Origin of the sequence: Actinomadura sp. 6K520 (genome assembly GCF_004349245.1) — a bacterium.
GTDB lineage: Bacteria > Actinomycetota > Actinomycetes > Streptosporangiales > Streptosporangiaceae > Spirillospora.
The window spans coordinates 1-23,549 of the sequence record NZ_SMLC01000090.1 but is presented as its reverse complement, the minus strand read 5'-3'; the positions used below and the strand labels follow the sequence as shown (position 1 = coordinate 23,549).

Below are 23,549 nucleotides of genomic sequence, written 5' to 3'. Positions count from 1 at the left end.
CCATATCGTCACCGATTGCCTACAGAAAGTAGTTGTTCCGGTCCATGCTGTGAAGCCGAATCCGGACAACGCCCCGAAGAGGTCACATCCATGCCGACAACCGCCACCGCATCCGAGGTCCCGACGCTCGTTCTCGAGCCCACGGACCAGGCCCCTCTCCTCGCACGTCGCTTCCTCGCGGAGCGGTTCCGCGAGTGGGGCATCGCCGACGACTACCTGGGACGTCTGGTGGTCTGCGAGCTCGTCACCAACGCCTACCTGCACGGGGAAGGGCCGATCATCATCCGCGTCTTCATGGACGAGCGCGACGGCGGGGTGATCGTTGAGGTCTGGGACGCCGGCGAAGGGCGGCCGGTGATCGGACGGGAGGACCACGCGGCGACGTCCGGCCGGGGGCTCCTGCTGATGTCCGAACTCGTCACCGATTGGGGCGTCCGTCCCCTGAACGAAGGCGGCAAGGTCACCTGGGCCAAGCTTCGCTGAGAGATTCCGTCACCCCGCCGGCTCCAACAGCTCCGGAGCGATGGCAGAGCAGGACGGAAAGCGGAAATATTATCTCCATGGCCCGTTTTCAGGACACTCTCACGCTCGTCCCCGTTCCTCGCTCTCTGGTGGACGATGTCGCCCGCGCCTTGCTGGACGTCTTGGAGAAAGCGTCCCCCAATGACGACGGCTTGGACGCCGGAGCCGATCTTCCCGGAGGTGTGCGCCTGGTGGAGGGCGAGCATCTCACCGCCGGGGCTCGCTATCGGGTGGTGCCGGAGGAGGTGGACGACGAAAACACTTACGCCGACCTGAAGGTGGTGTCCTGGAACCGGACCGGCGAATCGCAAGTCGAGATCACGGCCGATGTCAAGGGCCACGTCGTCAACATGCGAGCGGAGCTGCGCATGTCAGGTCGACGGCTGGAGAGCCTCCGCGTCGAAGGTGACTATCGGGGGGCGGGGCCGCTGCGCATGCTTTTGCGCGCGGCATGGGAGGTGGAGGGGCGGTTCGAGGACTGGTGGGCCTCTCTCGGACCGCGTACCACGCCGCCCATCTCCCTGCGGGTCAAGCATCCGTTTGCTTTCGTCTCCTGTCTCGTCGGCCGAGGCGAAGACGACGACGGACGTTGGAGTGTGCAGAGCAAGTTGAGGCTCCGCGGCCGCTGGATCGCGCGGCCGCCGGCCGCGATCGGCCTGCTGGTCATGCGGAGCCGCATCCGCCGCATCCTGGGCAGGGCTCTCGACCGCACAGAGGCCGCCTGGAACGGCGCTGTTCCGGGCATGGTGGAACGCGGGTTGCAGGAGCGGGTCACCGTGCGGCATCAGGTGGAGGTCAAGCCCGTCTCGCGTGAATGGGTCGAGGACTACATGGCCGCCCTCCACCGCCACATCGGAGAACTGCGCGTCGAAAACGGACGCCTCATGGATACGTCCGCCGATATCCGGCTCCTCGAAGGCGAACACATCCAGCCCGGCGCTCGCTACCGCATAGCCCTCGAACCGAACAGCGAAACCACGCAGCACAACGAAACCACGCAGCACAACGAGACCAAGGAGCACAACGAGACCGGAAAGAAGCGGCGAACCGAGTCGCTGGACATCAGCGTGACCGCGTGGGATCCGGACGGCTCCAGCCGGATCGAGTTCAACAGCCCGGAGAACGCGCGGACCGGATGGGCCGAACTCGACAGCGCGGAGAAGCCGACCATCGTCCGGGCTGCGTTCGACGGCGAGTTCGAAGAGATCACGCGGCTTAAAGTGACGGCCGAAGGAGATCTTGAGCGCTGGTGGGCAGACGTCGGCGGTTCAGGCGACGACCGCCCGGCTTTCACCGCGAAGGTCGAGCAGCCCCTGGGGGAGGGGATCTTTTCGATCGCGGGCTCGCCAGGGGAGGACGACCGCTGGAAGTTGGACGTCTCCTTCACCGCCGAGGGCCGCGGCTGGGCGCGCCCACTGATCGCCATGGCCGGGCTGCTGTCCGGCGACGCCATTCAGGAGACGTTCACGTCCACGACCGACGAAGCGGCCACCGACTGGGACGACACCATCTCCAAGGCGATCCAGGCAGGCCCAGACCTGGCCGCAAAGACCACGCTTCACCATCTCCTGAACGAATCGGCGGCCACCGCCAAGCCGGATTAGGGTGTCGGAGGTGGATTGGGTGGAGCGGGTTCTCGGCGTCAGGCGGTACACCCGCAATGGCGAACGCGCCCCGCACAAACCCCTGCTCCTGCTCTACGCGCTCGGGCGATTCCGCAACCAAGGACCAGAAGCGATCGAGTTCTCCGCAGCAGAGCAGGACTTGAATCGACTGCTGAAAGAGTTCGGACCACCTCGGGAGACCAGCGCGGGCTACCCGTTCCACCACCTGACCACCGACCGCCTGTGGGAGGTCACGACGGCCGATGGCGGCGGCAGTCCAGGCCCCAATGTGGGCCCGTTGAGGGCCTTGCACGCACGCGGCCGGCTGCATCCGAACCTCGCCACCGCCCTCACCGAAGATTCGGCGCTACTCCCCCAACTGGTCCGCGCCCTGCTGGACGCCAACTTCGCACCGTCACTGCATGCCGATATCTGCCAGATGGTCGGGTTGGATCTGGAAGACGCGGAACTCCCGTCCCATGTGAGTGACGAATTCGGCCCCCGCGATCCCGCGTTCCGTCCGGAAGTGCTGCTGGCGTACGAGTACTGCTGCGCCTTCTGCGGTTACGACGGCTGGCTGGACGGTGTCGCGGTCGGGCTGGACGCCGCGCACGTCCGGTGGCGGACGTTCGGCGGGCCCAACGAGCTGGGCAACGGGATCTGCCTGTGCGCGCTGCATCACCGGCTTTTCGACCGCGGTGTCGTCGGTCTGGCGGCCGACCGCACCATCACGGTGTCGCGCAAGTACATCAGCCGTGCCGCGACGTCCCGCGGCATGGTCCTCGACCTCGCGGGACGGTCGGCGCGGAAGCCGCAGCCCGGTCTCGCCCCGGTCGAGCGAGACCACATCGCTTGGCACACGAAACAGGTCTTCCGGGGAGCGCCCCGCGCGGCCTGATTGGCGAATATTGCTGCTCGGCTGCCCGCTCCTCCGGCGATTGATGCCCAACTTGTCCCCGGGTTCGCGCTGGTTCGGCGTCCAAGCTGGGCTGGTTGGACAAAGGGGACACCACCGGCGGACCAGGGGGTTGATCCCGGCCACGGCCGATGGTTACCGTGCACCCAAGAACTTATAGGAAACCTTCCTAATCATTAGCTCGACTCGGGGTCTCGGGGGATCGGCCGGCCTTCCCTACCGATGGAGTCAGACGTGCGTCCCCGCTCCGTACTCACCGCCCTCACCGTCCTCCTGATCGCCCTCCTCGCCCCGCTGGGCGCGAGTGGCCACGCCGCGGCGGCCTCCTCCGCGACGTTCGGCAAGACCTCCGACTGGGGCTCCGGCTGGGAGGGACGGTTCACCCTCACCAACGGCTCCAGCACCACGATCGACGGGTGGCGGGTCGAGTTCGACCTACCCGCCGGCACGTCCATCGGCACCTACTGGGACGCCCTGCTCACCAAGGACGGGCAGCACCACACGTTCCAGCACCGCGAATACAACGCCACCATTCCCGCAGGCGGATCGGTCACGTTCGGTTTCGTCGGGAACGGTCCCGGTGCCCCGGAGAACTGCACGTTCAACGACCGGCCCTGCACGGGCGACGACCCGCAAGACCCCGGCGAGCTGGGCAGGCCAGGCACGCCGACCGTCACCGGCCGCACCGACTCGTCCCTGACCCTGTCCTGGCAGGCCGCCACGGGCGCGCCCACCGGATACCGCGTCTACGAGGGCTCCGACCTGCGCGCGACCGTCAGCGGAACCACCGCCACGATCTCCGGCCTGGCGACCTGTTCGACGCACACCTACACGGTCCGGGCATACGACGGCGACGGCGAGTCGCCCGCCAGCACGGCCGTGACCGGCGCGACGACCGGATGCGCGACCGGGCCGCTCCCCCGCCACTTCCTCACCGGCTACTGGCACGACTTCGTCAACCCCGCCGAGGAGATGAGGCTCTCGCAGGTCCCGGACGAGTACGACCTCATCGCGGTCGCGTTCGGTGAGGCGACGCCCCGTCCCGGCGAGGTCACCTTCCGGGTCGACCCCGAACTGTCGGACGCACTCGGCGGATACGCCGACGCGCAGTTCAAGGCGGACGTCGCCGCACTCCAGAACAGCGGCAAGAAGGTCATCCTGTCGGTCGGCGGCGAGAGGGGCGCCATCCGCGTCGCGGACGCCGCCTCCGCGCAGCTCTTCGCCGACTCCGTGCACGGGCTCATGACCGAATACGGCTTCGACGGCGTCGACATCGACCTGGAGAACGGCCTCGACCCGACCTACATGGAGCAGGCGCTCCGGACGCTGCACGCGGCGACGGGCAGCGGGCTGATCATCACGATGGCGCCGCAGACGATCGACATGCAGTCCACCGCCGGGTCGTACTTCCGGCTCGCGCTGAACATCAAGGACATCCTCACCGTCGTCCACATGCAGTACTACAACTCGGGCACGATGCTCGGCTGCGACCAGCAGGTGTACGGGCAGGGGACGGTCGACTTCATGACCGCGCTGGCGTGCATCCAGCTCGAGAACGGGCTGCGCCCCGACCAGGTCGCGCTGGGGCTCCCCGCCGGGCCGGGCGCCGCGGGCGGCGGAGTGGTCGCGCCCGCGAGGGTCAACGACGCCCTCGACTGCCTGGCGAAGGGCACCAACTGCGGCTCGTTCACCCCGTCCCGGACGTATCCCGGCATTCGCGGCGCGATGACGTGGTCGATCAACTGGGACGTCACGAACGGCGGCGCGTTCTCCAGGACCGTCCGCCCGCACCTGGACACACTTCCGTAGAGGGCCGTCATGAAGAGGATCTGGGTCGTGGCGGCCATGGTCGCCGGGCTGCTCACCGGGGTCACCGGCCCCGCGCAGGCGGCGAACGTGCTGGCCAACGCCGGTTTCGAGAGCGGCAAGCTCACGAACTGGACGTGCTCCGGCGGTTCGGAGGCGGTGACCGGCCCGGTGCGGACGGGATCGTACGCGCTCGCGGGCGGGGTGACCGCGGGCGACACCGGCCGATGCACGCAGACGGTCGGCGTTCAGCCGAACACCGCGTACGAGCTGTCCGCGTGGGTGCGCGGCGACTACGTCTACCTCGGTGTGGCCGGCGGGGCGTCCACGTGGACTCCCTCGGCCGCCGACTTCACGAGGCTGTCGGTCTCGTTCACCACGGGCGCGAACCAGACGTCAGCGGAGATCTTCCTGCACGGCTGGTACGGCAACGGGACGTACCACGCCGACGATGTCGTCCTGGACGGCCCAGGCGGCGAGCCCCAGCCGGGAGTACCCGGCAACCCCGGAACACCCAAGGTCGATACCGTCACCGACACCTCCATCTCCCTGTCATGGACCCCGGCCACAGGGAACGTGACCGGTTACCGCGTCTACGAGGGCTCCACCCTGCGCGCCACCGTGCCCGGGACGAGCACCACCATCTCGGAACTCCCGGTGTGCAGCTCGCACAGCTACACGGTCGCCGCCTACAACGACGTCGGTGAGTCGGCCAGGTCCGCGACGGTCAGCGCCCGGACGGGCGGCTGCGCCGACACCGGTCTCCCGAAGCACGCGCTCGTCGGCTACCTGCACGCGAGCTTCGCCAACGGTTCCGGGTACGTGCGGCTGGCGGACGTCCCGGACGCGTGGGACATCATCGACCTCGCGTTCGGTGAGCCGACGTCGCCCACGTCCGGCGACATCCGGTTCACCCGCTGCCCGGTGAGCGAGTGCCCGAACGTGGAGAGCGAGGCCGAGTTCACCGCCGCCGTCCGCGCGAAGCAGGCGCAGGGCAAGAAGGTGCTGATCTCGATCGGCGGCCAGAACGGCCAGGTGCAGCTCACGACGTCCGCCGCGCGGGACGCGTTCGTCCGGTCGGTCTCCGAGATCATCGACCGGTACGGGCTGGACGGCCTGGACATCGACTTCGAGGGCCACTCCCTCTACCTCGACGCGGGCGACACCGACTTCCGCGCCCCCACCACACCGGTGATCGTCAACCTGATCTCGGCGCTGCGGTCACTGAAGGCCAGGTACGGGGACGACTTCGTCCTGACTATGGCGCCCGAGACGTTCTTCGTGCAGGTCGGGCACCAGTTCTACGGCCCCGGCACCGCGGGCGGCGACAACCGGAGGGGCGCGTACCTGCCGGTGATCCACGCCATGCGCGATGACCTGACCGTCCTGCACGTCCAGGACTACAACTCCGGTCCCGTCATGGGGCTGGACGGCCAGTACCACACGATGGGCGGCGCCGATTTCCACATCGCGATGACCGACATGGTGAAGGCCGGGTTCACGGTCGGGAACACCGGCCGCACGTTCCCCGGCCTGCGCCCCGACCAGATCGCCTTCGGCCTGCCCGCCGCCGTCAGCGCGGGCAACGGCCACACCCCGCCCGCGCAGGTGCACCAGGCGCTGAACTGCCTGGTCAAGGGCCAGGACTGCGGCTCGTACACCCTCCGCGGCGGGACGTCACCGGAGTTGCGCGGGCTGATGACCTGGTCGATCAACTGGGACCGCTACCACTCCTGGGAGTTCATGAACAGCCACGAACCGTTCCTCAACGCCCTCCCATGAGGTCCCGGCGGTCCCGCCCGACGGCCGCCGCCGGGGTCACCTGAGCGCAGGGCCGGTGCCATTCCCCGCACCTGCGTGGCACCGGCCCTGTTCCTTCCCGCTCACGGGCTCGGGTCCGGGGACGGGACGCCCGCGTCCGGCTTCTCCTGCTCGCCGTCCGGGTTGGTCATCGTCTCGTTCGCCGCGCCGACCGAGGTGACCTCGGTGACCTTCCACTCGTCACCGCGGCGCGCCAGCCGCATGTCGAGGTAGGAGCCGAGGACGCGGCGGGTGCCCGCCGTGCTGGTCACCTCGGAGTCCATGACGACGACGGCCTTCGCGGTGCCCGCCTCGATCTCCCCCAGGTACACGGTGCGGACCGTCGCCGTCGCGTTCGCCTTCAGCTTCGTGATGACGCCTTCGAGGCCGCCGGTGAACGCCTCGTCGTAGGTCTTGGCGAAGTCGTCCGACGCCAGCCCGAGCACCCGGTCCCGCGCCGCCTGGAGCTTGGTGTGGTCGTAGCTGAGCAGCGCCTCGCCGAACTCGGCCGCGCTGGAGCGGACCTCCCGGCGTTCCGCGTCCCGCTGCGCCGCCTGGTCGGCCTGGTACCACTGCAGCCCGGCGGTGATCACCGACCCGACGAGCGCCACCGCGACCGTCGCCCTGACCAGCGCCGCCTTGCCCGGCATCCGCGCCCACGACCGCCTACCGGCATCGGCGTCGCCGGCCACCTTTCCTACGACCTTCGCCTCGCCGGGCTCCCGCTCAGCGGCCTTCTCCGCCGCGGGCTCCTCCTCGGCGGCCTTCTCCTCAGCGGCCTTCTCCTCAGCGGGCTCCTCCTCGGCGGCCCTTTCCTCGGCGGGCTCCTCTTCGGCGGGCTCCTCCGGCTTGGTGGGCTTAGTGGGCTTGGTGGTGTCGGTCCTGGTCACGGGGTCCTCCGGGGCTAATTGGTACGGCGCCGGACGAGGGCGCGCAGTGCGTTGCAGGCGGTGGCGAGGACGATGACGCCGCCGAGCACGGGCGGCAGCAGGGGCAGCCAGCGCGCGGACGGGTGGTCTCCGGTGTCGCTCACCGGCCGCAGGTCGGCGTTCGGCGAGGTGCCCACGGCACCCGAGCCGGGCCGCGTCCCCCCGGTCGTCCCGGGCGTGGGCTTGATCTTGGCGGCGGCCGCCGCGACCTCCGGGTCCTTGACGTTGGCGGCGCAGTAGGTGAGGCGCGGCGCGACGGGCTTGGCGACGGGGGTCGTGTACTCGGTCGCCGCCTTGGAGCCGGTGAGGGTGATGACGGGAGTGACGCGGATGTACCGTCCGGTGGGGTCGACGTCGGTCACGTCCGCCACGAGCGCCCGGAGGGTCGGGACGAGCCGCAGCACGTGGGTGATCTTCCGCTGGTTCTCGGGCGTCATCAGCGGGGCGGTGGGCGTCGCCGCCGCGCTGAGGAGGCAGTCGAGGCCGGGGCGGGCCTCCTGGAGGAGGGCGTGCATGTTCCGCATCGCGCCGGGACCCTCGTCGAGGACGCTGTTCAGGTCGCGGGTCGACCGCCGCAGGGACGTGCTGAACAGTGCCAGGTCGTTGACGCCGGAGGCGATGTCGCCGCGGTGGGTCGCGAGGGTGGCGGTGAGGCGGGTCAGCTCGCGCGACAGGGCGTCCAGCGTGCCGGCCTCGGCGGCGAGGGTGCCGGTGAGGCGGTGGGTGTCGGAGATCATGTCGTGCAGGTCGGTGCCGCGCCCTTCGAGGCCGGTGGCCAGTTCGTGGACGAGCGTGCGGGTGTCGCGCGGGTCGACGGCGTCGAGGGTGCCGCTGAGTCCCTCGAACAGCTGCTTGTAGTCGGTGGTCCCGGCGGTGCGGGAGATCGGGATGTGGTCGCCGTTCTGCAGCGTCCGGTTCTCGCCGGTCTTGGCCGGGGTCAGCTCGATGTACGGCTCGCCGATCGCGGACTTGCGCAGGACGCGGGCGCCGACCCCGGCGGGGACCCGGGCGTCGCGGCGGATGTCGAGGGTGACGGCGACGTGGTCGCCCTCCAGCCTGATGTCGCCGACCTCGCCGACGGCGACGCCGAGGTGGGTGACCTCCAGGTCGCCGTGCAGGCCGGGCGAGGTCTCGAAGTCGGCCGTGACGGTGAAGGGCCGTTCGAGCGCGTCGATGTGGATGAGGCTGCGGACGGCCCACACCGTGAGGGCGATGCCGAGCAGGACGAAGAAGACCAGGTTGACGGCGACGCGGGGGTATCTCATGAGCGTGGCCTCAGCAGTCCGTTGAGGTCCTGCCGTCCGCCGGGCGCCGCGGCGGTGGTCGCGGCGCCGGGGTGCGGCAGGAAACCCTTGATCCACAGGAAGAGGAGGGCCTGGCCGCTGTGCGACACGGACGGGCCGTGCAGGAAGTCCAGGACCGTCCCGGTGAGGGCCTTCAGCTCGTCGCGTCCGCGCAGGGCGGCGGCGAGCAGTTCGTCGGCGCGGGCGAGCAGGGCGGCGAGCCGCGCGGCGTGGCGCCGCTGCACCCTGGCGTTGACGGAGGTGGCCAGTTCCAGGAGCGACCGGATGGTGCGTTTGAGGTTGTCGCGGTCGTCCTGGAGGCGGCGGGTGGCGAGTTCGACGTTGCCCGGCAGCCGGTCGATCTCCTTCGAGCCCTGGCGGAGCGACGTGCCGAGCCGCGCGAGCGAGTCGAGCGCGCGGACCAGGTCGTTGCTGGCGGCGGCGTACTGGTCGCCGACCTCGGCGGCGCGTTCGATGAGCGTGTTGAGCTTGGCTCCCCGGCCGCCGAGCGCGGTGGCGGACTCGCCGCTGATGGTGGCGATGTCCTGGCCGCCGAGCGCGGCGAGGAGCGGCCCGACCTTCGCGCTGATCTGCTCCAGGTCGGGCTGGACGGCGGTGCGGCCGATGGCGTCGCCGGACGCGAGGTAGGGGCCGGTGTCGAGGCGGCGTCCGGGCGCGAGGTCGAGCCGCACGTAGTTCTCGCCGAGCAGGGACGACTTGGCGATCGTGGCGGTGGTCCCCGTGGGGATGCGCCGGTCGTCGCGCAGCGACATGGTGACGCGGGCGCGGTAGCCGTCCAGCCGGACGGCGGTGACGGTGCCGACGCGGATGTCGGCGACCTGGACGCTGTGCCCGGGGACGAGGCTCTGCACGTCGTCGAACGTGGCGTGCAGGGTCAGGTCGCCCTTCGGGGCGCCGGTCGTCCGCAGGGAGCATCCCCCGAGGCCGGCGATCAGCGCGGCGACCAGCGCGCAGGTCACGAGTTTCCGTGTCATCACGGCCCTCCCGGCGGCGGAGCGCAGTCGCCGAGGTCCCGGTTGCCCTCGGCGCACGGGACGGTGCCCCAGCCCAGCGCGGTGAAGAGCGGCTGGAGCCACGCCCGGACGGTGCCGTGCACGACGACGCGGATGGTGGCGACGTGGTTGCGGCGGTCCCACGCGCCGATGGCGACGTCGGCGAACCGGCCGAGGCTGTCGATGGCCTGCGTGAGGCCGGCGACGTTGCCCTTGAGCGTCAGCACGATGTTGGACAGGTCGGCGACGGTGCTCGGCAGCGTCTCCCGGTAGGCGGTGATGAGCACCTCGCTCTTGCGGATGGCGGCGGCGAGGCCCGCGATGAAGTCGCGCAGCGCCTGGCGTTCCTGGGCGAGGGTGCGGCCGGTGCTGGAGAAGGAGCGCAGCAGGTCCGACAGCTTCCTGTCGCGGGCGTTGAGGTCGGCGGCGAGGTGGTGCAGGCCGTCGGCGAGGGAGACGATCCGCTTGTCCTGCGCGGCGAGGTCGCGGGTCAGTTCGGACGTGTCGTGCAGGGCGGCGTTGATGCCGTCGCCCCGGCCGCGCAGCGATTCGGCGGCGCGGTGCACGGCGGGGCCGAGGGCGCTCCCGTCGATCGACTCGTTGAGCTTGGCGAACGCGGCGAGCGCGTCGTCGATCTCGATGGGCAGTTCGGTGCGTTCCTGCGGGATGACGGTGCCCGGCCCGGCCTTGGGCATGCCGGGCTTCCAGACGGGGTGCAGGGTGACGAACCGTTCGCCGAGCGCGTCGGCGGACTCGATGGCGGCGTGCGCGTCGGCCGGGACGGGCACGGAGCGCTTGACGTCGAAGTCCACGCGGACGCGGTGGCGTTCGCTCCTGATGGACGTGATGGTCCCGGCGTCGGCGCCCATCACCTTCACCTGGGACTCCTTGTAGAGGGACGGAGCCTTGGCGAAGTACACGGTCATCGGGTAGGTGGGCTCGGACACCACCCCGCAGCCGCCGAGGGCGGCGGTCAGGGCGAGGGCGGCGGCGGCCGCGACGGGACGTCTCATCGCCTGGCGCTGCTTCTCCCGGCCGTTGGTCGGCGTCGCCTCGTTGCTCATCGCCGTGCCTCCGGTGGTGCGAGTTCGGTGAGGCCGGCGAGGTCCTGCGGGGACAGCGGTCCGAGGCCGGTGGCGAGGACCTCCAGCCAGGGGCCCTGCCCGCCGGTCCCGGCCAGCCCGGACAGCGTCGGCCCCGCCCAGGCGAGCAGCGTGTTGAAGTCGCCGGTCGCGGGGCGGAGGGTGCCGAGCGTGCCGCGCAGGTCGGCGACGAGCGACAGCAGCTTCGCCTGCTGCCGGTCGATGACGCGGGTGAGGCTCTCGACGGTGCGGCTGCCGCTGCCGAGGAACGCGGCCAGCTCGGTGCGGCGCTTGCGCAGCTCGTCCAGCATGATCTGGACGTTGGTGAGCAGCCGGGACAGCTCGGCGTCCTTGGCCTTGGCGAGCTTGAGGACGCGGTCGCCGTTGTCGAGCAGCGCCTCGATCCGCGGTTCGGACTCGTGCACCGTCTCCGCGAGCTTCGCGAGGTTGGACAGGGCGTCGCCGAGCCTGCCGCGGTCGTCGTCGCCGATCCCGTTCAGCTCGGCCACGATCTTGTTGATCGCCTTCGTGTCGAGCTTGGAGACGGTGCGGGCGGAGTCGTCCAGCACGTTGTTGATCGTCGTGGGGACGTGGGTGCGGTCGAGGGGGATGCGGCGTTTCTCCTCGGGCAGGTCGGCCAGGTGCGGCTCGGCGACCGGGCCGGACAGCCGCAGGTACCGCCCGCCGAGCACGTTGGCGACCTTGATCTCCGCGCGGGTGGCGGGGCCGAGGTCGATCTCGCCGTCCACCTTCCAGCCGACCACCACGTGGCCGCGGCGGTGGTCGGGCTGCACGGAGGTGACCTCGCCGACCCGGACGCCGGCGACCCGCACCTCGTCCCCGGAGCGGAGGTTGCCGGTGGCGGCGAAGACGCCGGTGATGGTGTAGCGGTCCTGGAGCAGCCCGCGGGTGCCGACGAGGTAGACCGTGACGACGAGCGCCATCAGCGTGCCCGCCGAGACCAGCCCGACCGTGATCCGGTTCCGGTCCCGGAACGACTTCATGGCCATCTGAACCTCCCGAGCAGCGCCGCCACCGGCACCGCGGCGCGGCGACAGGGCCTCATCCCCACTTGGTCCCCCCGACGATCAGGTTCTCCAGTGCCTCGGGCGTGTCGACGCCGTGGGCGCCCTCGCGCGGGCCGGGCAGCCGCGTCGGGTACGGGCAGGGCGGCGCCGCGAGCGTCAGGCAGGGTATGGCGGACTCCACGAACCGGCCGTTGTCGACGGCGGCGAAGATGTTCCGGAGCTTCGGCGTCACCGACTGCAGGAGTCGGAGGACGGCGGCGCGGTTGCGGCCGACGCCCGCGCTGAACGCCGAGAGCCGCTCGATGACCTGGCCGAGTTCGCGTTCGTTGCGCGTGAGGACCGAGTCGGACGTCCGCGTGAGGGCGGCGAGCTGGACGAGGCTGCCGTCGATGAGCTTCCGGTTGTCGGCGAACGCGTCGCCGAGGCTGACGAGGTCGTCGACGGCGGAGCCGATCTGCTTGTCGCGGCGGGCGATGATGCCGGTGACGGTGGCGTAGTCGTCCAGCATCCGCTTCAGCATCGCGCGGCGCCGCGCGAGCGACGCCGACAGCACGTCGATGTCGGCGATGAGCCGGTCGATGTTCCCGGCGTTGCCGTCGAGCGCCTGCGACAGCGACACCAGGACCGTGTTGACCTCCTTGACGTCCAGGCTGCGGACGAGGGGGCCGAGCTGCTCGATCAGCGCGCTGCCGTCCACGACGGAGCGGGTGCGGGTGATGTGCGCGCCGGGGCGCATCTTCTCGGTGCTCCTGCCGGGCAGCAGGTACACGACGCGGCGGCCCATGGCGTCGCGCCAGCGGATCGCGGCCTCGCTGTCGGCGGGCACCGTCACCGAGTCGCGGACGGTGAGGGCGACGCGGGCCTTGCCGTCCACGACCTTCACCTCGTCCACCCGGCCGACCGGCGCCCCGGCGATCTTGACCTCGTCGCCCTTCAGCAGCCCGCTGGCGTCGTCGAACGTGGCGGACACCCGCCAGCCGCCCTCGGTGTCGACACGGGCGATCTGCATCCCGATCAACGCGGTGAGGACGCCGGTGACCGTCACGAACGTCACCAGCCGGACGACGAGGCCGGCGCGGGCGCGGGCCTGCCTGCTGCCGAGGAACCTCGCCATGTCACCCACCTCCCGGGGCGGGGGCGCCGTAGGGGCCGCACAGCCCGAGGAGCAGCCCGCACGGGTCGGACGGCAGGAGCCCCTGGGAGCGGATGTAGTTCTTGCCTTCGACCCCCTTCAGCGACGTCAGCTCGCCGTAGAGGGGCAGCAGCTGGTTGCCGGTGCGGACGGCGTCGCCGACGAGGCCGAGCTGGGCGTAGATGATGAGGGCGGTGCGCTCGGCGGACCGGAACGCCTGGCCGAGCTGCCCGCCGCGCTTGCCGAACCCGTGCGCGGCCAGCAGCGACACGTCCGACAGGCCGTCGGCGAACCCGGCGAGCCTGCCCTCGCCCTGGGCCGCCGCGTCGATGACGGTGTTGGTGTCGCCGGAGATGCCGGTCAGCTCGTCGCCCTTGTCGGACACGGCGCCGGCGAGGTCGGCGGCGTCGCCGACGAACCGGCGGGCGTTGCCGCGGTTGCGGTGCGCGACGTCCAGCAGGATTCCCGTCTGGTCGATGGTCTCCCCGAGCCGGGCGCCCTGCCCGTCGAGGCCCGCGGCAATCGTCCGCACGATCGTCTGGACCTCCCGCGCGTCGACGGCGCCGAGGGCGGTGTCGGCGCGGCCGAGCAGGTCCGACAGGTCGCGCGGGTCGGAGGTGCGGGTGATCCGCGCCCCGGACGCCAGGTAGGGGCCGGTGCGGGAGTGCGCGCCGGGGAGCAGGTCGACGTACTTGGGGCCGAACGCCGACGCGGGCACGATGGACGCGGTGACGGTGTCGGGGACCCGCGTCCCCTGCTCCAGCCGGAGGGTGAGGCGCGCCCGCCCGCCGCCGGTCAGCCCCACCTCCGCCACCGACCCGACGGTCACGCCGCGGATCTTCACGGGGGCGCCGGTGCCGAGGCCCTGCCCGGCGCGGCCGAACTCGGCGGTGAGCAGCGTCCCGGGGTCGCGTCCCGGGCGGGCGATCAGCACGTACAGCGCCGCCGCCAGCACCGCGAGCGTGAGCGCGCTGATCAGCAGGCGGCGGGGCAGCGGGATCTCGTCGTTGATCATCCGGTGAGCCTCACGGTCGCGCCGCTGCCCCAGAACACGTAGGACAGCAGCAGGTTCAGCACGACGATGACGATGATCGACAGCCGGATCGCGCGGCCCGCGGCGCGGCCCACGCCCGCCGGGCCGCCGGTCGCGTAGTAGCCGTAGTAGCAGTGGATGGTGATCACCGCGAAGGCGAACACCCCGACCTTGATCGCGCTGTAGACCAGGTCGATCGTCGGCAGGTAGAGCCGGAAGTAGTAGTCGTACACGCCGGGCGCCAGGTCGAAGAACCCCGTGCTGATCAGCCGGGTCGCGAAGAAGCTGGCGAACAGCGCGATCAGGTACAGCGGGACGAGCGCGATCAGCGCCGCCACGACGCGGGTGCACACCAGGTAGGCGAACGACCCGATGCCCATGACCTCCAGGGCGTCGATCTCCTCGGAGATGCGCATCGCGCCGAGTTCCGCGGTGAACGCCGACCCGCACTGCGCGGCGAGTGCCACCGCCGCGATCACCGGGGTGATCTCGCGGACGTTCGCGAACGACCCGACCAGGCCCATGAACGACTGCGCGCCGATCGACTGGAGCCCGGTGTAGCCCTGCAGCCCGACCTCGGTGCCGACGAAGAACGCCATCGTGAAGATGACGAAGATCATGCCGCCGCCGACGACGCTGGCGCCGACGCCCACGACCACGTCGCTGACGTGCCGGGCGATGGTCTTGGTGTACTTGCGGCGCAGGACCAGGTCCCGCACCGAGTACAGCAGGATGCGGTAGACGAACACCGGCCACTGGGCCAGGTCCCCGGAGCGCTCCAGCGCCGCCGACCCGGCGTGGACGGCGCGCGGGGCGACCTTCTCCATCACGGGCAGCCCGGCCATCAGATCCTCGGCGGGAACGCGACGAAGTACACCGTCGTGATCACGTAGTTGAGGGCGAACACCAGCAGGAACGCGACGACGATCGCGCGGTTGACGGCGCGGCCGACGCCGACGGGGCTCGCCGCGCAGGTCATCCCCATGTAGCAGGCCACCACGGCGGCGACGACCCCGAACAGCCACGCCTTCAGCAGCGTCACCAGCAGGTCGGACGTCTGGAGCAGCGACACCGCGCCGTCGAAGTAGGCGCCGGGCGTGACGTCCTGCAGCAGGACGTTGAACACGAAGCCGCCGGCCGCGCCCGACACGATGACCAGGGAGGCCAGCAGCATCGAGACGAGGCTGGCCGCCCAGAGCCGGGGGGTGACGAGCCGGTGGACGGGGTTGACGGCCATCGCCTCCATCGCCGACAGCTCGTCGCGGATCCGGCGGGCGCCCATGTCGGCGGTCATCGCCGATCCGCCCGCCCCCGCGATGATCAGCGCGGCGGCGATCGGCGCGACCTCGCGCACCAGGCCGACCACGACGGTGCCGCCGGTCGCGGACTGGGCGCCGAGCTGGGCGGCGAGCTGCCCGACCTGGAGGGCGACCGTCGCGCCGAGCGGCAGCGACACCAGGATCACCGGCAGGCTCGTCACGCGGGCGAGGAACCATGCCTGCTCGATGAACTCCCAGACCCAGTTCCGCACGTCCCACGTCCGGCGGACGGCCTCAAGGGCGATGACGAACAGCTCGCCGACCTCGTCGAGCAAGCCGTGGACCCGCCGCGGGATGTCGATGGCGGACAAGGGACCTATCACTTCCTTTGCGACGGCCACCTGCTGTGCAAGTGTGCACTTACTTCTGCAAGTACATACTTACAGGCGCTGCGGCGGCGATGACAAGCGGGTCGTCGGGAATGGAACCGGCGGACCCCGCGTGCGTCTGGCGCGAAGACGTGATCACGCGGGGCCGCCGGCGGCCTGGAGGGTCGGCGGCGGCCCGCAACCCGGTGTCGGATGACACTAGAGACTTATTGGCGCCATGGCAATAGCTTATTGGCGGTGCGCCAATAAGCTGCCGGCGGCCACGGGTGCGCGGTGTCCGGGACCCTCCGGGTTACCAGCGGTCGAGATGCAGGACCTCGTCGAGCGGGACGCGCGGCGCCGGGCGGAACGTGTCGCCGGTGTAGTAGGCGGTGGGGATGAGCGCGCCCTGCCGCACGTCCTCGGGAAGGCCGAGCAGCTCCGCCACCTCGGCCTCGTACGTGAGGTGCAGCGACGTCCAGGCGGTGCCGAGGCCGCGCGCCCGCGCCGCGAGCGCGTAGCTCCAGACGGCGGGCAGCAGCGAACCCCACAGGCCGGCCTGGTTGCCGGCCGGGAGCCTCCCGCCGTGCAGCCGCAGGCACGGGATGACCAGCACGGGCACGTCGCCCATGCGCTCCGCGAGGTGGGCGGCGCTGTCGCCGACGCGGCGCTGCACCGCGGCGCGGCCGGGGTCGTCCTCGTACAGCGTGGCGGCCGAGGCGCCGGATGCCGCGTAGGCGGTGAACGCGCGCCGGTAGTGCTCCCCGATCGCCGCGCGGGTCTCCGGGTCGGTGACGACGATCCAGTGCCAGCCCTGCCGGTTGCTCCCGCTCGGCGCCTGCAGCGCGACCTCCATGCACTCGCGGACGAGGTCGAGGGGCACGGGGCGGTCCAGATCGAGGCGCTTGCGCACCGTGCGGGTCGTGGTGAGCAGTTCGTCCGGGCTCAGCGGTAGCGTCGTCATGATCCTCATGGTGCCCCAGGGGCGCCCGGGAACCGCCGTCACAAGCTGGCGATCCTGGAGTTCGGCCGCGCAGTCAAACCACTCCACCTAGTCTGTCGGGATGGGTGCTGCTTCGGGCGTTTCTTCCTCTATGTCCAGACTCGGGTGGCTCGACGCGCTGCGCGGAGGGGCGGCCCTGGCGGTGGCCCTGCACCACGCGAGCTACGTGTACCTGCCCTCGGTCCGGACGTGGCTGACCGACTGGTTCGATCCCGGCAGATGCGGCGTCCTGGTGTTCTTCCTGGTCAGCGGATACATCATCCCCGTGTCGCTGGAGCGGCGCGGGAGCGTGCGCAACTTCTGGATCGGCCGCTTCTTCCGCATCTACCCGCTGCTGGCGGTGACGTGCCTCCTCGCGGTGCTCCCCTTCCTGCTGGGCGTCCTCGGGCTCCGGGCGGGGCTGGAGCGGTACTCCCCCGCGACCGCCGTCCTGGCGCACACGACCATGCTGCAGGACCTCCTCGACGTCCCCAACGCGATGAACGTGCTGTGGACGCTCTCCTACGAGATGGCCTTCTACCTGCTGATCGTCGCGCTGTTCGTGGTGGGCGGGCACCGGCGGTCCGCGCCGGTCGCCCTCGTGCTCACGGTGGTCGCGCTGGTCGCCGTCTCGCTGACGGCGACCGGGCTGCTGGCGGGCGCGTACGCGCCGAGCGCGCTGCTGTCGCGGACGGCGGGCGCCGGCCCGGTCGTCGCGGTGACCACGGCCGCGCTGGTGGTCGCGATCGCGGCGGCGGTGTCGAAGCGTCCCGCGCCGCGGGTGGCCGGCGGGCTGCTCGGCGGCCTCATCGCCCTCGTGCTGGTGACGGTGAACGGCCGCATCGGCGCCTGGGAGGGCCTCATCATGCTGGCGGTCATGTTCCTGGGCACGGTCGTCCACCGCGCCGAGCACGGCCAGATCACCCGGCGCACGGGCGCGTTCACGGCCGCCGCCGTCCTGGCCGGGGCGGTCGCCGCCGGGACGTGGCACAACGCCCAGGGCGGGCCGCACGCGCAGCTGGTCTGGTCCGGGGCCGTCCTGCTGGCGGCGGCCACGTTCGCGCTGGCGTGGCGGTTCCGGAACCGGCGCTTCCCCCGCTGGGCGACCGGCCTCGGCACGATCAGCTTCTCGGTGTACCTGCTGCATCCGCTGCTGCTGATGGTGGTGGTGCAGTTCCTGGAGATCCCCGCGCGGCAGGACCTGTTCGGCCTGACGCTCTTCGTCGTGGTGCTGCTCGCACTGAGCTGGGCGTCCCACCGCTGGATCGAGGCCCCCGCCCAGCGCCTTGGCCGCCGCCTCACCCGCCCCGCCCCCCGGCCGGAGGTGAAAGCACAGCCTCGCGTCCTAACCTCCGATCTGAGCTGAATTAACCATGTGCGTGGTTTCGGGGGGTCCTGCGACCATGACGCCGTGAACATCTGGCTCGCGGAACTGATCGTCCGGCACACGCACCGCGTTCCCGCGCCCGAGGGGCCCCGCGGGGACGGGGCGGCCGCGGCGCGGCGCTTCGACGCGGCCCTCATGTCGGCCGGGTTCAAGCTGTCCCGGGACCTCATGGCCGCGCTGTCGGGCCTGTCGGAGCCGGCCGTGCTCGGCGTCGCCGGGCGCACGCTGCCCGTCGTCCGGGAGATGGCGGGCGACCACGTCCCTCACAACGTGTACTTCCGGGACTTCCCGAACAACGTGCCCGACACACTGGAGTTCTGGACGGACCTCCTGCGCGAGACGCTCCTCGACCCGGTGGCGGCGTCCGCCGCGACGGAGTCGCTCAGCGAGGGCGTCCTGAACCTGCTCACCCTCCCCGGCTACGGCGTCTACCGGCACACCTACGAGGACATGCTCGCCGCCCACGACGAGCTGATCGCCGCCGCCGGCGACCGCGTCACGGTACTGCACCTGGGCCGCGCCCTCGCCGCCGAGGGCGAGCGGCTCTACCTGCGGCTCGCGGGCAGCGCGACGCCGCTCGGCGAGGACGGCCTCGCGGCGCTGCGCGGCCTCGCCGGGCTTTACGCCGACGGCGCGCAGCCGGCGCACATCCCCGTCCGGGAGAACCGCGCCCTCATCAACGAGGTGCGCGTCATGGCCGGCGCGGACCCGCTGGTCGACACCGTCACCGACGTGCTGCGCCTGGCGTGCGCGCTGTCGGGCGGCGACGTGACCCTCCAGGAGCCGACCCGGTTCGGGTCGCTGCCGCGCCCGGTCCGGCGGTCGCTGCTCGCCGCGCTCGACGGCGTGGTGCGCGCGGACCCGGGCAAGCTCGGGGACGTCGCCGCCTGGCGCGAGCCGTGGAAGCGGCTCGGCGAGCGGCTCCACCCGCACGAGTACCCGCGGTGGCCGCGGGCGGCGGACGTGTTCGCGGTCGCCCGCGGGGAGAAGCGGGCGCCGTCGTTCGCGGCGCGGATCGAGGCGCGGCTCGCCGCCGGCGACGTCGCCGGCGCCGCCCGCGCGGCGACCGGCGCGCCCGGCCTGCTGTTCCGGTCGCTCGACCGGCTGCTGCGCGGCGCGCCGGACGCGGAGCACGCCGTCCTGGCGGCGGCGGAGTCCGTCGCGCACCGGGTGTCGGGCCGGGTCCTGCTGTCGGTGCGGGAGCACCTGCTGAACCGCGCCGCAGCGACGGGGAAGGTCCGGGTGTTCGCCAACCGCTTCGGCCGCGGCACGACGGCGCCCGACACGCGTGCGCCGCTCGACCCCGGCACGGTGGCGCGGCTCTCGGCGTTCCTCGACGCGGAGATCCGCGGGCGCCTGCCGTCCGCCGGGCACCTGGTGGTCGACCCGGACGCGCTCGACCTCGCGCTCCCGCTCAGCGGCAAGGCGGCCGGGCACGGCCTGGGCGTCCTCCCGCGCGGTTCGGTGTCGCCCGTCAGCGGGGAACTGCTGCGCTTCTTCGTCTACTGGCGGCAGCGCGAGCGCAGGACCGACTTCGACCTTTCGGCCCTCATGCTCGACGAGAACTACCTCGACCCGGAATGGCTGTCGTACACCAACCTCACCACCGCCGGCGGAAGGCACTCCGGCGACATCACCGACGCCCCCGAAGGCGCCTCGGAGTTCATCGACCTGTCACTGCGGCGCGTCGGGGCGCGGTTCATCATCCCGCAGGTGAACATTTTCGCCGGTGAGGGATTCGAGGAGGTCGAGGAGTCGTTCTTCGGTTTCATGCTCCGCGACCGCGCGCAGCGGGGCCGCCCGTTCGAGGCGCGCACCGTCCGGATGAAGTCGGAACTGCGCGGCCCCGGCCGGGTCGCGCTGCCGATGGTCTTCATGCGCGGCGACGACGGCCGGTGGCGCGCCAAGTGGATGCACCTGCATCTCCGGGGCGGCATGGAGTTCAACAGGGTCGAGGGGAACCGGGTGACGACGTCGATGCTCGTGCGCGGGATCGTGGAACGCCGGTTCCTCACCGTCGGCTACCTGAAGGACCTCGTCGACGCCGAGAAGACGAGCCTCTGGGACGGAACCGCCCCGGACGGCCCGGTCACCTACATCGGCCTCGACCGCCCCGAGGGCCTGCACGCGGACTCGCGGGTCTTCACGCCCGAAAACCTGGGCGACCTGATCCCCGCCTGACTGCTAACGTCGTCCCCGCGAGGCCATGAGGGGGCTTCCTTCTCACCTTCCTGTATCCAGCCCCTTCGCTTCCCTCGCACCCACGTGACGGGCGCCCCCATCCCCGGGCGGCGCCCGCTTCGCGTTCCCGGCGGCCGGGCCTTTTCCAGGGTGTGAACGGGCGAGTTGAAAAAATGGCCGTTCGTTCAGTGGGTGCGGGGTGGGCGTAGAAAGTTCGCAGGTGGCGCCCGCTCTTTCCATGGAGAGCCTTCTATTGCGGCGGCGGCCGCCGGAATCGGCATTGGCGGTCTGCGCATTCGTGGTCGATAGTCGGTGCACCGGTCCGACGCCGCGGTGGTTCCGGGTCGCCGGCCGGTGACCGTCAGGGCCCTGCGGTCGGCACGTTCCCCCCCGCTCGTGTGAAAGGACCCCCCGCTCATGAAGAAGCGCAGCCTGCTGGCCGCCGTTCCGGCGGCGTTCATGGCGCTGTCCGGAATGTCGGTGGCCAACGCGGAGCCCGCCCCGCCGGCCACCGAGCCGCCCACGACCAAGATCGTCGGCGGTGTGCCCGCGTCCCAGACCTACTCGTTCATGGTGTCGCTGCAGAGCTCGGCCGGCCGGCACAGCTGCGGCGGCTCGCTCGTCGCGCCGAGCTGGGTCGTGACCGCGGCGCACTGCGGCACGCCGTACCAGGTCAGGATCGGCACGACCACCTACAACTCCGGCGGCGAGGTCCGCCGGGTCGCCGCCCGGCAGACGCTCGGCGGCGACGTCGCCATGCTCCGCCTCGCCAGCCCCGCCTCGTCCGCGCCCGTGACCATCGCCACCAGCGCGCCCGTCGGCTCCGCGACCCGCCTGCTCGGCTGGGGGCAGACCTGCCCGGTGCGCGGCTGCGGACCCGCGCCCGTCGGGCTGCGCCAGCTCGACACCCGGATCCTCTCGGACGCGCAGTGCCGCGGCATCAGCAGCGCCGAGCTGTGCATCGAGGGCGGCGGCGGGCGCGGCGCCTGCTACGGCGACTCCGGCGGGCCCGCGCTCATCGGCTCGTCGGGCCGCTGGCAGCTCGTCGGCGCGACCAGCCGCGGCACCGCCTCCACCTGCGCGACGTCCCCCGCCATCTACGGCGACGTCACCGCCTACCGCACCCGCATCCTGCAGATCATCGGCAGCTCGGCCGTCAACGGCTGACCGGCCACCGTGAACGTGCCCTCCGCCGGAGCGCGGTGCCCGGCGGAGGGCACCACCACCCCGCTCCCACCACACGAGGAATCCCCATGGTCATCAGAAACCTGCTGAGGATCTGCGCGGCGCTGCTGCTCGGCCTGGCCTTCCTGGCCGGCACGGGCACGGCCGCCTCGGCCGCGCCCGCCGCCGAGGCGGCCGACGCCGTCCGCACGATCCGGTACGACGCGAGCCGCTCCGCCGAGTTCCGGTCGGCGGTCGACGAGGGCGCGCGGATCTGGAACGCCCGCGTCGCGAACGTGCAGTTCGTCGCCGGGTCCCCCGCCGACGTGGTCATCGTCGCCGACAACGGCTGGCCGCGCGCCCGCGTCACGAGCCTCGGACGAGGCACGATCTGGATGGGCCGCCAGGCCGTCCAGGAAGGCCACTACACGGTACGGATCGCGTCCCACGAACTGGGCCACATCCTCGGCCTGCCGGACCGGCGCACGGGCCGCTGCACGGACCTGATGTCCGGGGCCAGCGCCGGGACGTCCTGCCGCAACCCCTACCCGAACTCCGCCGAGATCGCCGAGGTCGAGCGGAACTTCCAGTACGGCCTGCTCGGTGTCGCGACCGGCGTCACCCTCACCGAGGCCGCCGCGGCCCGCTGACCCCACGCACGCCGGGCGCCCGTCCTCTCCGGCGGGCGCCCGGTCACGCGCGGCGGCCGGGGAGGAAGGCGACGAGCGCCGTCCCGGCGGCGGTGATGAGGGCGGCGGCGAGGAAGGCCGCCGCGTAGCCGTCCACCGGTTCCGGGCCGGACGCGGCCGCCGCCGCGCCGAGGACCGTGAGGCCGATGGCGCCGCCGATGGTGCGGGACGTGTTGACCACGCCCGCCACTGCGCCGGCCTCCTCGTCCGGCGCGCCCCGCGTGGACGCCTCCACCAGCGGCGTCATCAGCAGCCCGAACCCGAGGGCCATGGTCGCGCCCGGCCCCAGGATGGAGCCGAGGAACGTGCCGCCCGCGTCCAGCACGACGCTCTGCCACGCGAACCCGGCCGCCGCCATGAGCCCGCCGGCGCCCGCGAGGAGCCGCGCGTCCATGCGTTCCATGAGCATCGGGGCCAGCCGCGACCCGAGGATGATGCCCAGCGTGTGCGGCAGGAACGACAGCCCCGCGCGGACGGCGCTGTACTCCAGGACGTTCTGCATGTAGAGCGACAGGAAGTACCAGAGCGCGAAGCCGCCCATCATGATGACCACGGTGGCGAGGTTGCCGACCGCCACGCTGCGCAGCCGGAACAGCCCGAGCCGCACGAGCGGCTGGGCGGTCCGCGCCTCCACGGCGACGAACGCGGCCAGCAGCACGAGCCCGGCCGTGAGCGGGACGAGCGCCGTCCAGCCGTGGCTCTCGATCCGCCCGATGCCGAACGCGAGCAGCGCCACCCCGGCGGTGACGAGCACGGCGCCCGGCAGGTCGAGCCGGACGCGGGGCGCGGCGGCCCGCTCGTCCCGCAGCCACCGGACGGCGACCAGCGCGACGACCGCCCCGACCGGCACGTTGATCAGGAACACCCAGCGCCAGCTCAGGTAGTCGGTCAGCAGCCCGCCGACCAGCCCGCCCGTGGCGCCCCCGGCGGTGCCGACCGCCGTCCACAGCGCGATCGCCTTCGTCCGCGCGGGACCCTCCGGGAAATTGGCGGTCACCAGCGACAACGTGACGGGCGCGAGGACGGCGGCACCGACCCCCTGCACGGCCCGCGCGGCGATCAGCACGCCCCCGCTCTGCGCGAACCCGCCGGCGAGGCTGGCCACGGTGAACAGCCCGATCCCCAAGAGAAAGACCCGCTTGCGCCCGAACAGGTCGGCGGCCCGCCCGCCCAGCAGCAGGAACCCCGCGAACGTCACAATGTAGGCGTTGACGACCCATTGCAGCCCGGTCACGCCGAGCCCGAGCCCAGCACGCACCTCAGGCAGAGCGACATTGACAACGGAGACGTCCAGAACGACAAGGAACTGCCCGATGGCCGCCGCGAGCAACGCCGCCCACCCAGGCGTACCCCTGTCTCTTATACACAGCT

20 protein-coding genes are annotated in these 23,549 nt (G+C 71.8%); 9 read left to right on the top strand and 11 right to left on the bottom strand.

The features are described 5' to 3' along the window. The first annotated feature begins 90 nt into the window (after positions 1-90). From E1289_RS22655 to E1289_RS22635, 5 genes are all read left to right on the top strand, one after another. Positions 91-483, top strand: a complete 393-nt coding sequence (locus E1289_RS22655) for an ATP-binding protein (RefSeq protein WP_131983348.1) — start codon at positions 91-93, stop codon at positions 481-483. 128 nt (positions 484-611) lie between these two features. After that, the gene (locus E1289_RS22650) at positions 612-2,126 is read left to right on the top strand and encodes a hypothetical protein (protein WP_131983346.1); all 1,515 of its coding nucleotides are present in this window, start codon (positions 612-614) and stop codon (positions 2,124-2,126) included. A 10-nt stretch (positions 2,127-2,136) separates the two neighbouring features. Continuing rightward, entirely contained in the window at positions 2,137-3,024 is an 888-nt protein-coding gene (locus E1289_RS22645; RefSeq protein ID WP_131983344.1) for a phosphorothioated DNA-binding restriction endonuclease, read from the top strand. 252 nt (positions 3,025-3,276) lie between these two features. Next, entirely contained in the window at positions 3,277-4,851 is a 1,575-nt protein-coding gene (locus tag E1289_RS22640) for a glycosyl hydrolase family 18 protein (RefSeq protein ID WP_243713079.1), read from the top strand. Positions 4,852-4,860: 9 nt separating this feature from the next. Further along, a complete protein-coding gene (locus E1289_RS22635; RefSeq protein WP_131983340.1) occupies positions 4,861-6,630 on the top strand; it encodes a glycoside hydrolase family 18 protein in 1,770 nt (589 codons plus the stop codon). A gap of 101 nt (positions 6,631-6,731) precedes the next feature. Here the strand turns inward: E1289_RS22635 and E1289_RS22630 are convergent, their stop codons facing one another. The 10 genes from E1289_RS22630 to E1289_RS22585 form a co-directional block, all read right to left on the bottom strand. Then, on the bottom strand, positions 6,732-7,538 hold the full coding sequence (locus E1289_RS22630) for a hypothetical protein (RefSeq protein WP_131983338.1): 807 nt from the start codon (positions 7,536-7,538) through the stop codon (positions 6,732-6,734). Between the two features lie 14 nt (positions 7,539-7,552). Beyond that, positions 7,553-8,842 carry an MCE family protein gene (locus E1289_RS22625; RefSeq protein ID WP_131983336.1) on the bottom strand — a complete coding sequence of 430 codons (1,290 nt, stop codon included), beginning with the start codon at positions 8,840-8,842 and terminating at the stop codon, positions 7,553-7,555. Further along, the gene (locus E1289_RS22620) at positions 8,839-9,855 is read right to left on the bottom strand and encodes an MlaD family protein (protein ID WP_131983334.1); all 1,017 of its coding nucleotides are present in this window, start codon (positions 9,853-9,855) and stop codon (positions 8,839-8,841) included. Before E1289_RS22620 ends, E1289_RS22625 begins: the two co-directional genes overlap by 4 nt. Then, positions 9,855-10,937: an MCE family protein gene (locus E1289_RS22615; RefSeq protein WP_131983332.1), complete on the bottom strand. Its 1,083-nt coding sequence runs from the start codon at positions 10,935-10,937 to the stop codon at positions 9,855-9,857. Before E1289_RS22615 ends, E1289_RS22620 begins: the two co-directional genes overlap by 1 nt. Continuing rightward, a complete protein-coding gene (locus E1289_RS22610; RefSeq protein ID WP_131983330.1) occupies positions 10,934-11,965 on the bottom strand; it encodes an MlaD family protein in 1,032 nt (343 codons plus the stop codon). Before E1289_RS22610 ends, E1289_RS22615 begins: the two co-directional genes overlap by 4 nt. A 52-nt stretch (positions 11,966-12,017) precedes the next feature. After that, entirely contained in the window at positions 12,018-13,097 is a 1,080-nt protein-coding gene (locus E1289_RS22605; protein ID WP_131983328.1) for an MCE family protein, read from the bottom strand. A 1-nt stretch (position 13,098) separates the two neighbouring features. Then, positions 13,099-14,130 carry an MlaD family protein gene (locus E1289_RS22600; RefSeq protein ID WP_131983326.1) on the bottom strand — a complete coding sequence of 344 codons (1,032 nt, stop codon included), beginning with the start codon at positions 14,128-14,130 and terminating at the stop codon, positions 13,099-13,101. Then, positions 14,127-14,993, bottom strand: coding sequence for an ABC transporter permease (locus E1289_RS22595; protein WP_243713078.1), 867 nt, complete (start codon positions 14,991-14,993; stop codon positions 14,127-14,129). The genes E1289_RS22600 and E1289_RS22595 overlap by 4 nt, the downstream gene beginning before the upstream one ends. Beyond that, positions 14,993-15,778 (bottom strand): ABC transporter permease, encoded by a 786-nt coding sequence (locus tag E1289_RS22590; RefSeq protein WP_243713077.1) that lies wholly within the window; start codon positions 15,776-15,778, stop codon positions 14,993-14,995. Before E1289_RS22590 ends, E1289_RS22595 begins: the two co-directional genes overlap by 1 nt. A 310-nt stretch (positions 15,779-16,088) precedes the next feature. Continuing rightward, entirely contained in the window at positions 16,089-16,739 is a 651-nt protein-coding gene (locus tag E1289_RS22585) for a nitroreductase family protein (protein WP_131983324.1), read from the bottom strand. Between the two features lie 130 nt (positions 16,740-16,869). Here E1289_RS22585 and E1289_RS22580 point away from each other — a divergent pair, with 130 nt between their 5' ends. The 4 genes from E1289_RS22580 to E1289_RS22565 all read left to right on the top strand — a co-directional run bounded on the left by E1289_RS22580 (position 16,870) and on the right by E1289_RS22565 (position 22,139). Further along, the gene (locus tag E1289_RS22580; RefSeq protein WP_131983322.1) at positions 16,870-18,123 is read left to right on the top strand and encodes an acyltransferase; all 1,254 of its coding nucleotides are present in this window, start codon (positions 16,870-16,872) and stop codon (positions 18,121-18,123) included. A 45-nt stretch (positions 18,124-18,168) separates the two neighbouring features. Beyond that, a complete protein-coding gene (locus tag E1289_RS22575; RefSeq protein WP_131983320.1) occupies positions 18,169-20,325 on the top strand; it encodes a TerD family protein in 2,157 nt (718 codons plus the stop codon). Between the two features lie 417 nt (positions 20,326-20,742). Continuing rightward, positions 20,743-21,492: a serine protease gene (locus tag E1289_RS22570; RefSeq protein ID WP_131983318.1), complete on the top strand. Its 750-nt coding sequence runs from the start codon at positions 20,743-20,745 to the stop codon at positions 21,490-21,492. Between the two features lie 86 nt (positions 21,493-21,578). Next, a complete protein-coding gene (locus E1289_RS22565) occupies positions 21,579-22,139 on the top strand; it encodes a snapalysin family zinc-dependent metalloprotease (RefSeq protein WP_131983316.1) in 561 nt (186 codons plus the stop codon). Positions 22,140-22,182: 43 nt separating this feature from the next. Here the strand turns inward: E1289_RS22565 and E1289_RS22560 are convergent, their stop codons facing one another. Beyond that, entirely contained in the window at positions 22,183-23,508 is a 1,326-nt protein-coding gene (locus tag E1289_RS22560) for a DHA2 family efflux MFS transporter permease subunit (protein WP_243713076.1), read from the bottom strand. Positions 23,509-23,549 lie beyond the last annotated feature (41 nt).

Coding starts and splice junctions, on each gene's coding strand:
- E1289_RS22655 (WP_131983348.1), top strand. CDS start 91: ATGCCGACAACCGCCACCGCATCCGAGGTCCCGACGCTCGTTCTCGAG.
- E1289_RS22635 (WP_131983340.1), top strand. CDS start 4,861: ATGAAGAGGATCTGGGTCGTGGCGGCCATGGTCGCCGGGCTGCTCACC.
- E1289_RS22625 (WP_131983336.1), bottom strand. CDS start 8,842: ATGAGATACCCCCGCGTCGCCGTCAACCTGGTCTTCTTCGTCCTGCTC.
- E1289_RS22620 (WP_131983334.1), bottom strand. CDS start 9,855: ATGACACGGAAACTCGTGACCTGCGCGCTGGTCGCCGCGCTGATCGCC.
- E1289_RS22615 (WP_131983332.1), bottom strand. CDS start 10,937: ATGAGCAACGAGGCGACGCCGACCAACGGCCGGGAGAAGCAGCGCCAG.
- E1289_RS22610 (WP_131983330.1), bottom strand. CDS start 11,965: ATGGCCATGAAGTCGTTCCGGGACCGGAACCGGATCACGGTCGGGCTG.
- E1289_RS22605 (WP_131983328.1), bottom strand. CDS start 13,097: ATGGCGAGGTTCCTCGGCAGCAGGCAGGCCCGCGCCCGCGCCGGCCTC.
- E1289_RS22600 (WP_131983326.1), bottom strand. CDS start 14,130: ATGATCAACGACGAGATCCCGCTGCCCCGCCGCCTGCTGATCAGCGCG.
- E1289_RS22595 (WP_243713078.1), bottom strand. CDS start 14,993: ATGGCCGGGCTGCCCGTGATGGAGAAGGTCGCCCCGCGCGCCGTCCAC.
- E1289_RS22585 (WP_131983324.1), bottom strand. CDS start 16,739: ATGACGACGCTACCGCTGAGCCCGGACGAACTGCTCACCACGACCCGC.
- E1289_RS22580 (WP_131983322.1), top strand. CDS start 16,870: ATGTCCAGACTCGGGTGGCTCGACGCGCTGCGCGGAGGGGCGGCCCTG.
- E1289_RS22570 (WP_131983318.1), top strand. CDS start 20,743: ATGAAGAAGCGCAGCCTGCTGGCCGCCGTTCCGGCGGCGTTCATGGCG.
- E1289_RS22565 (WP_131983316.1), top strand. CDS start 21,579: ATGGTCATCAGAAACCTGCTGAGGATCTGCGCGGCGCTGCTGCTCGGC.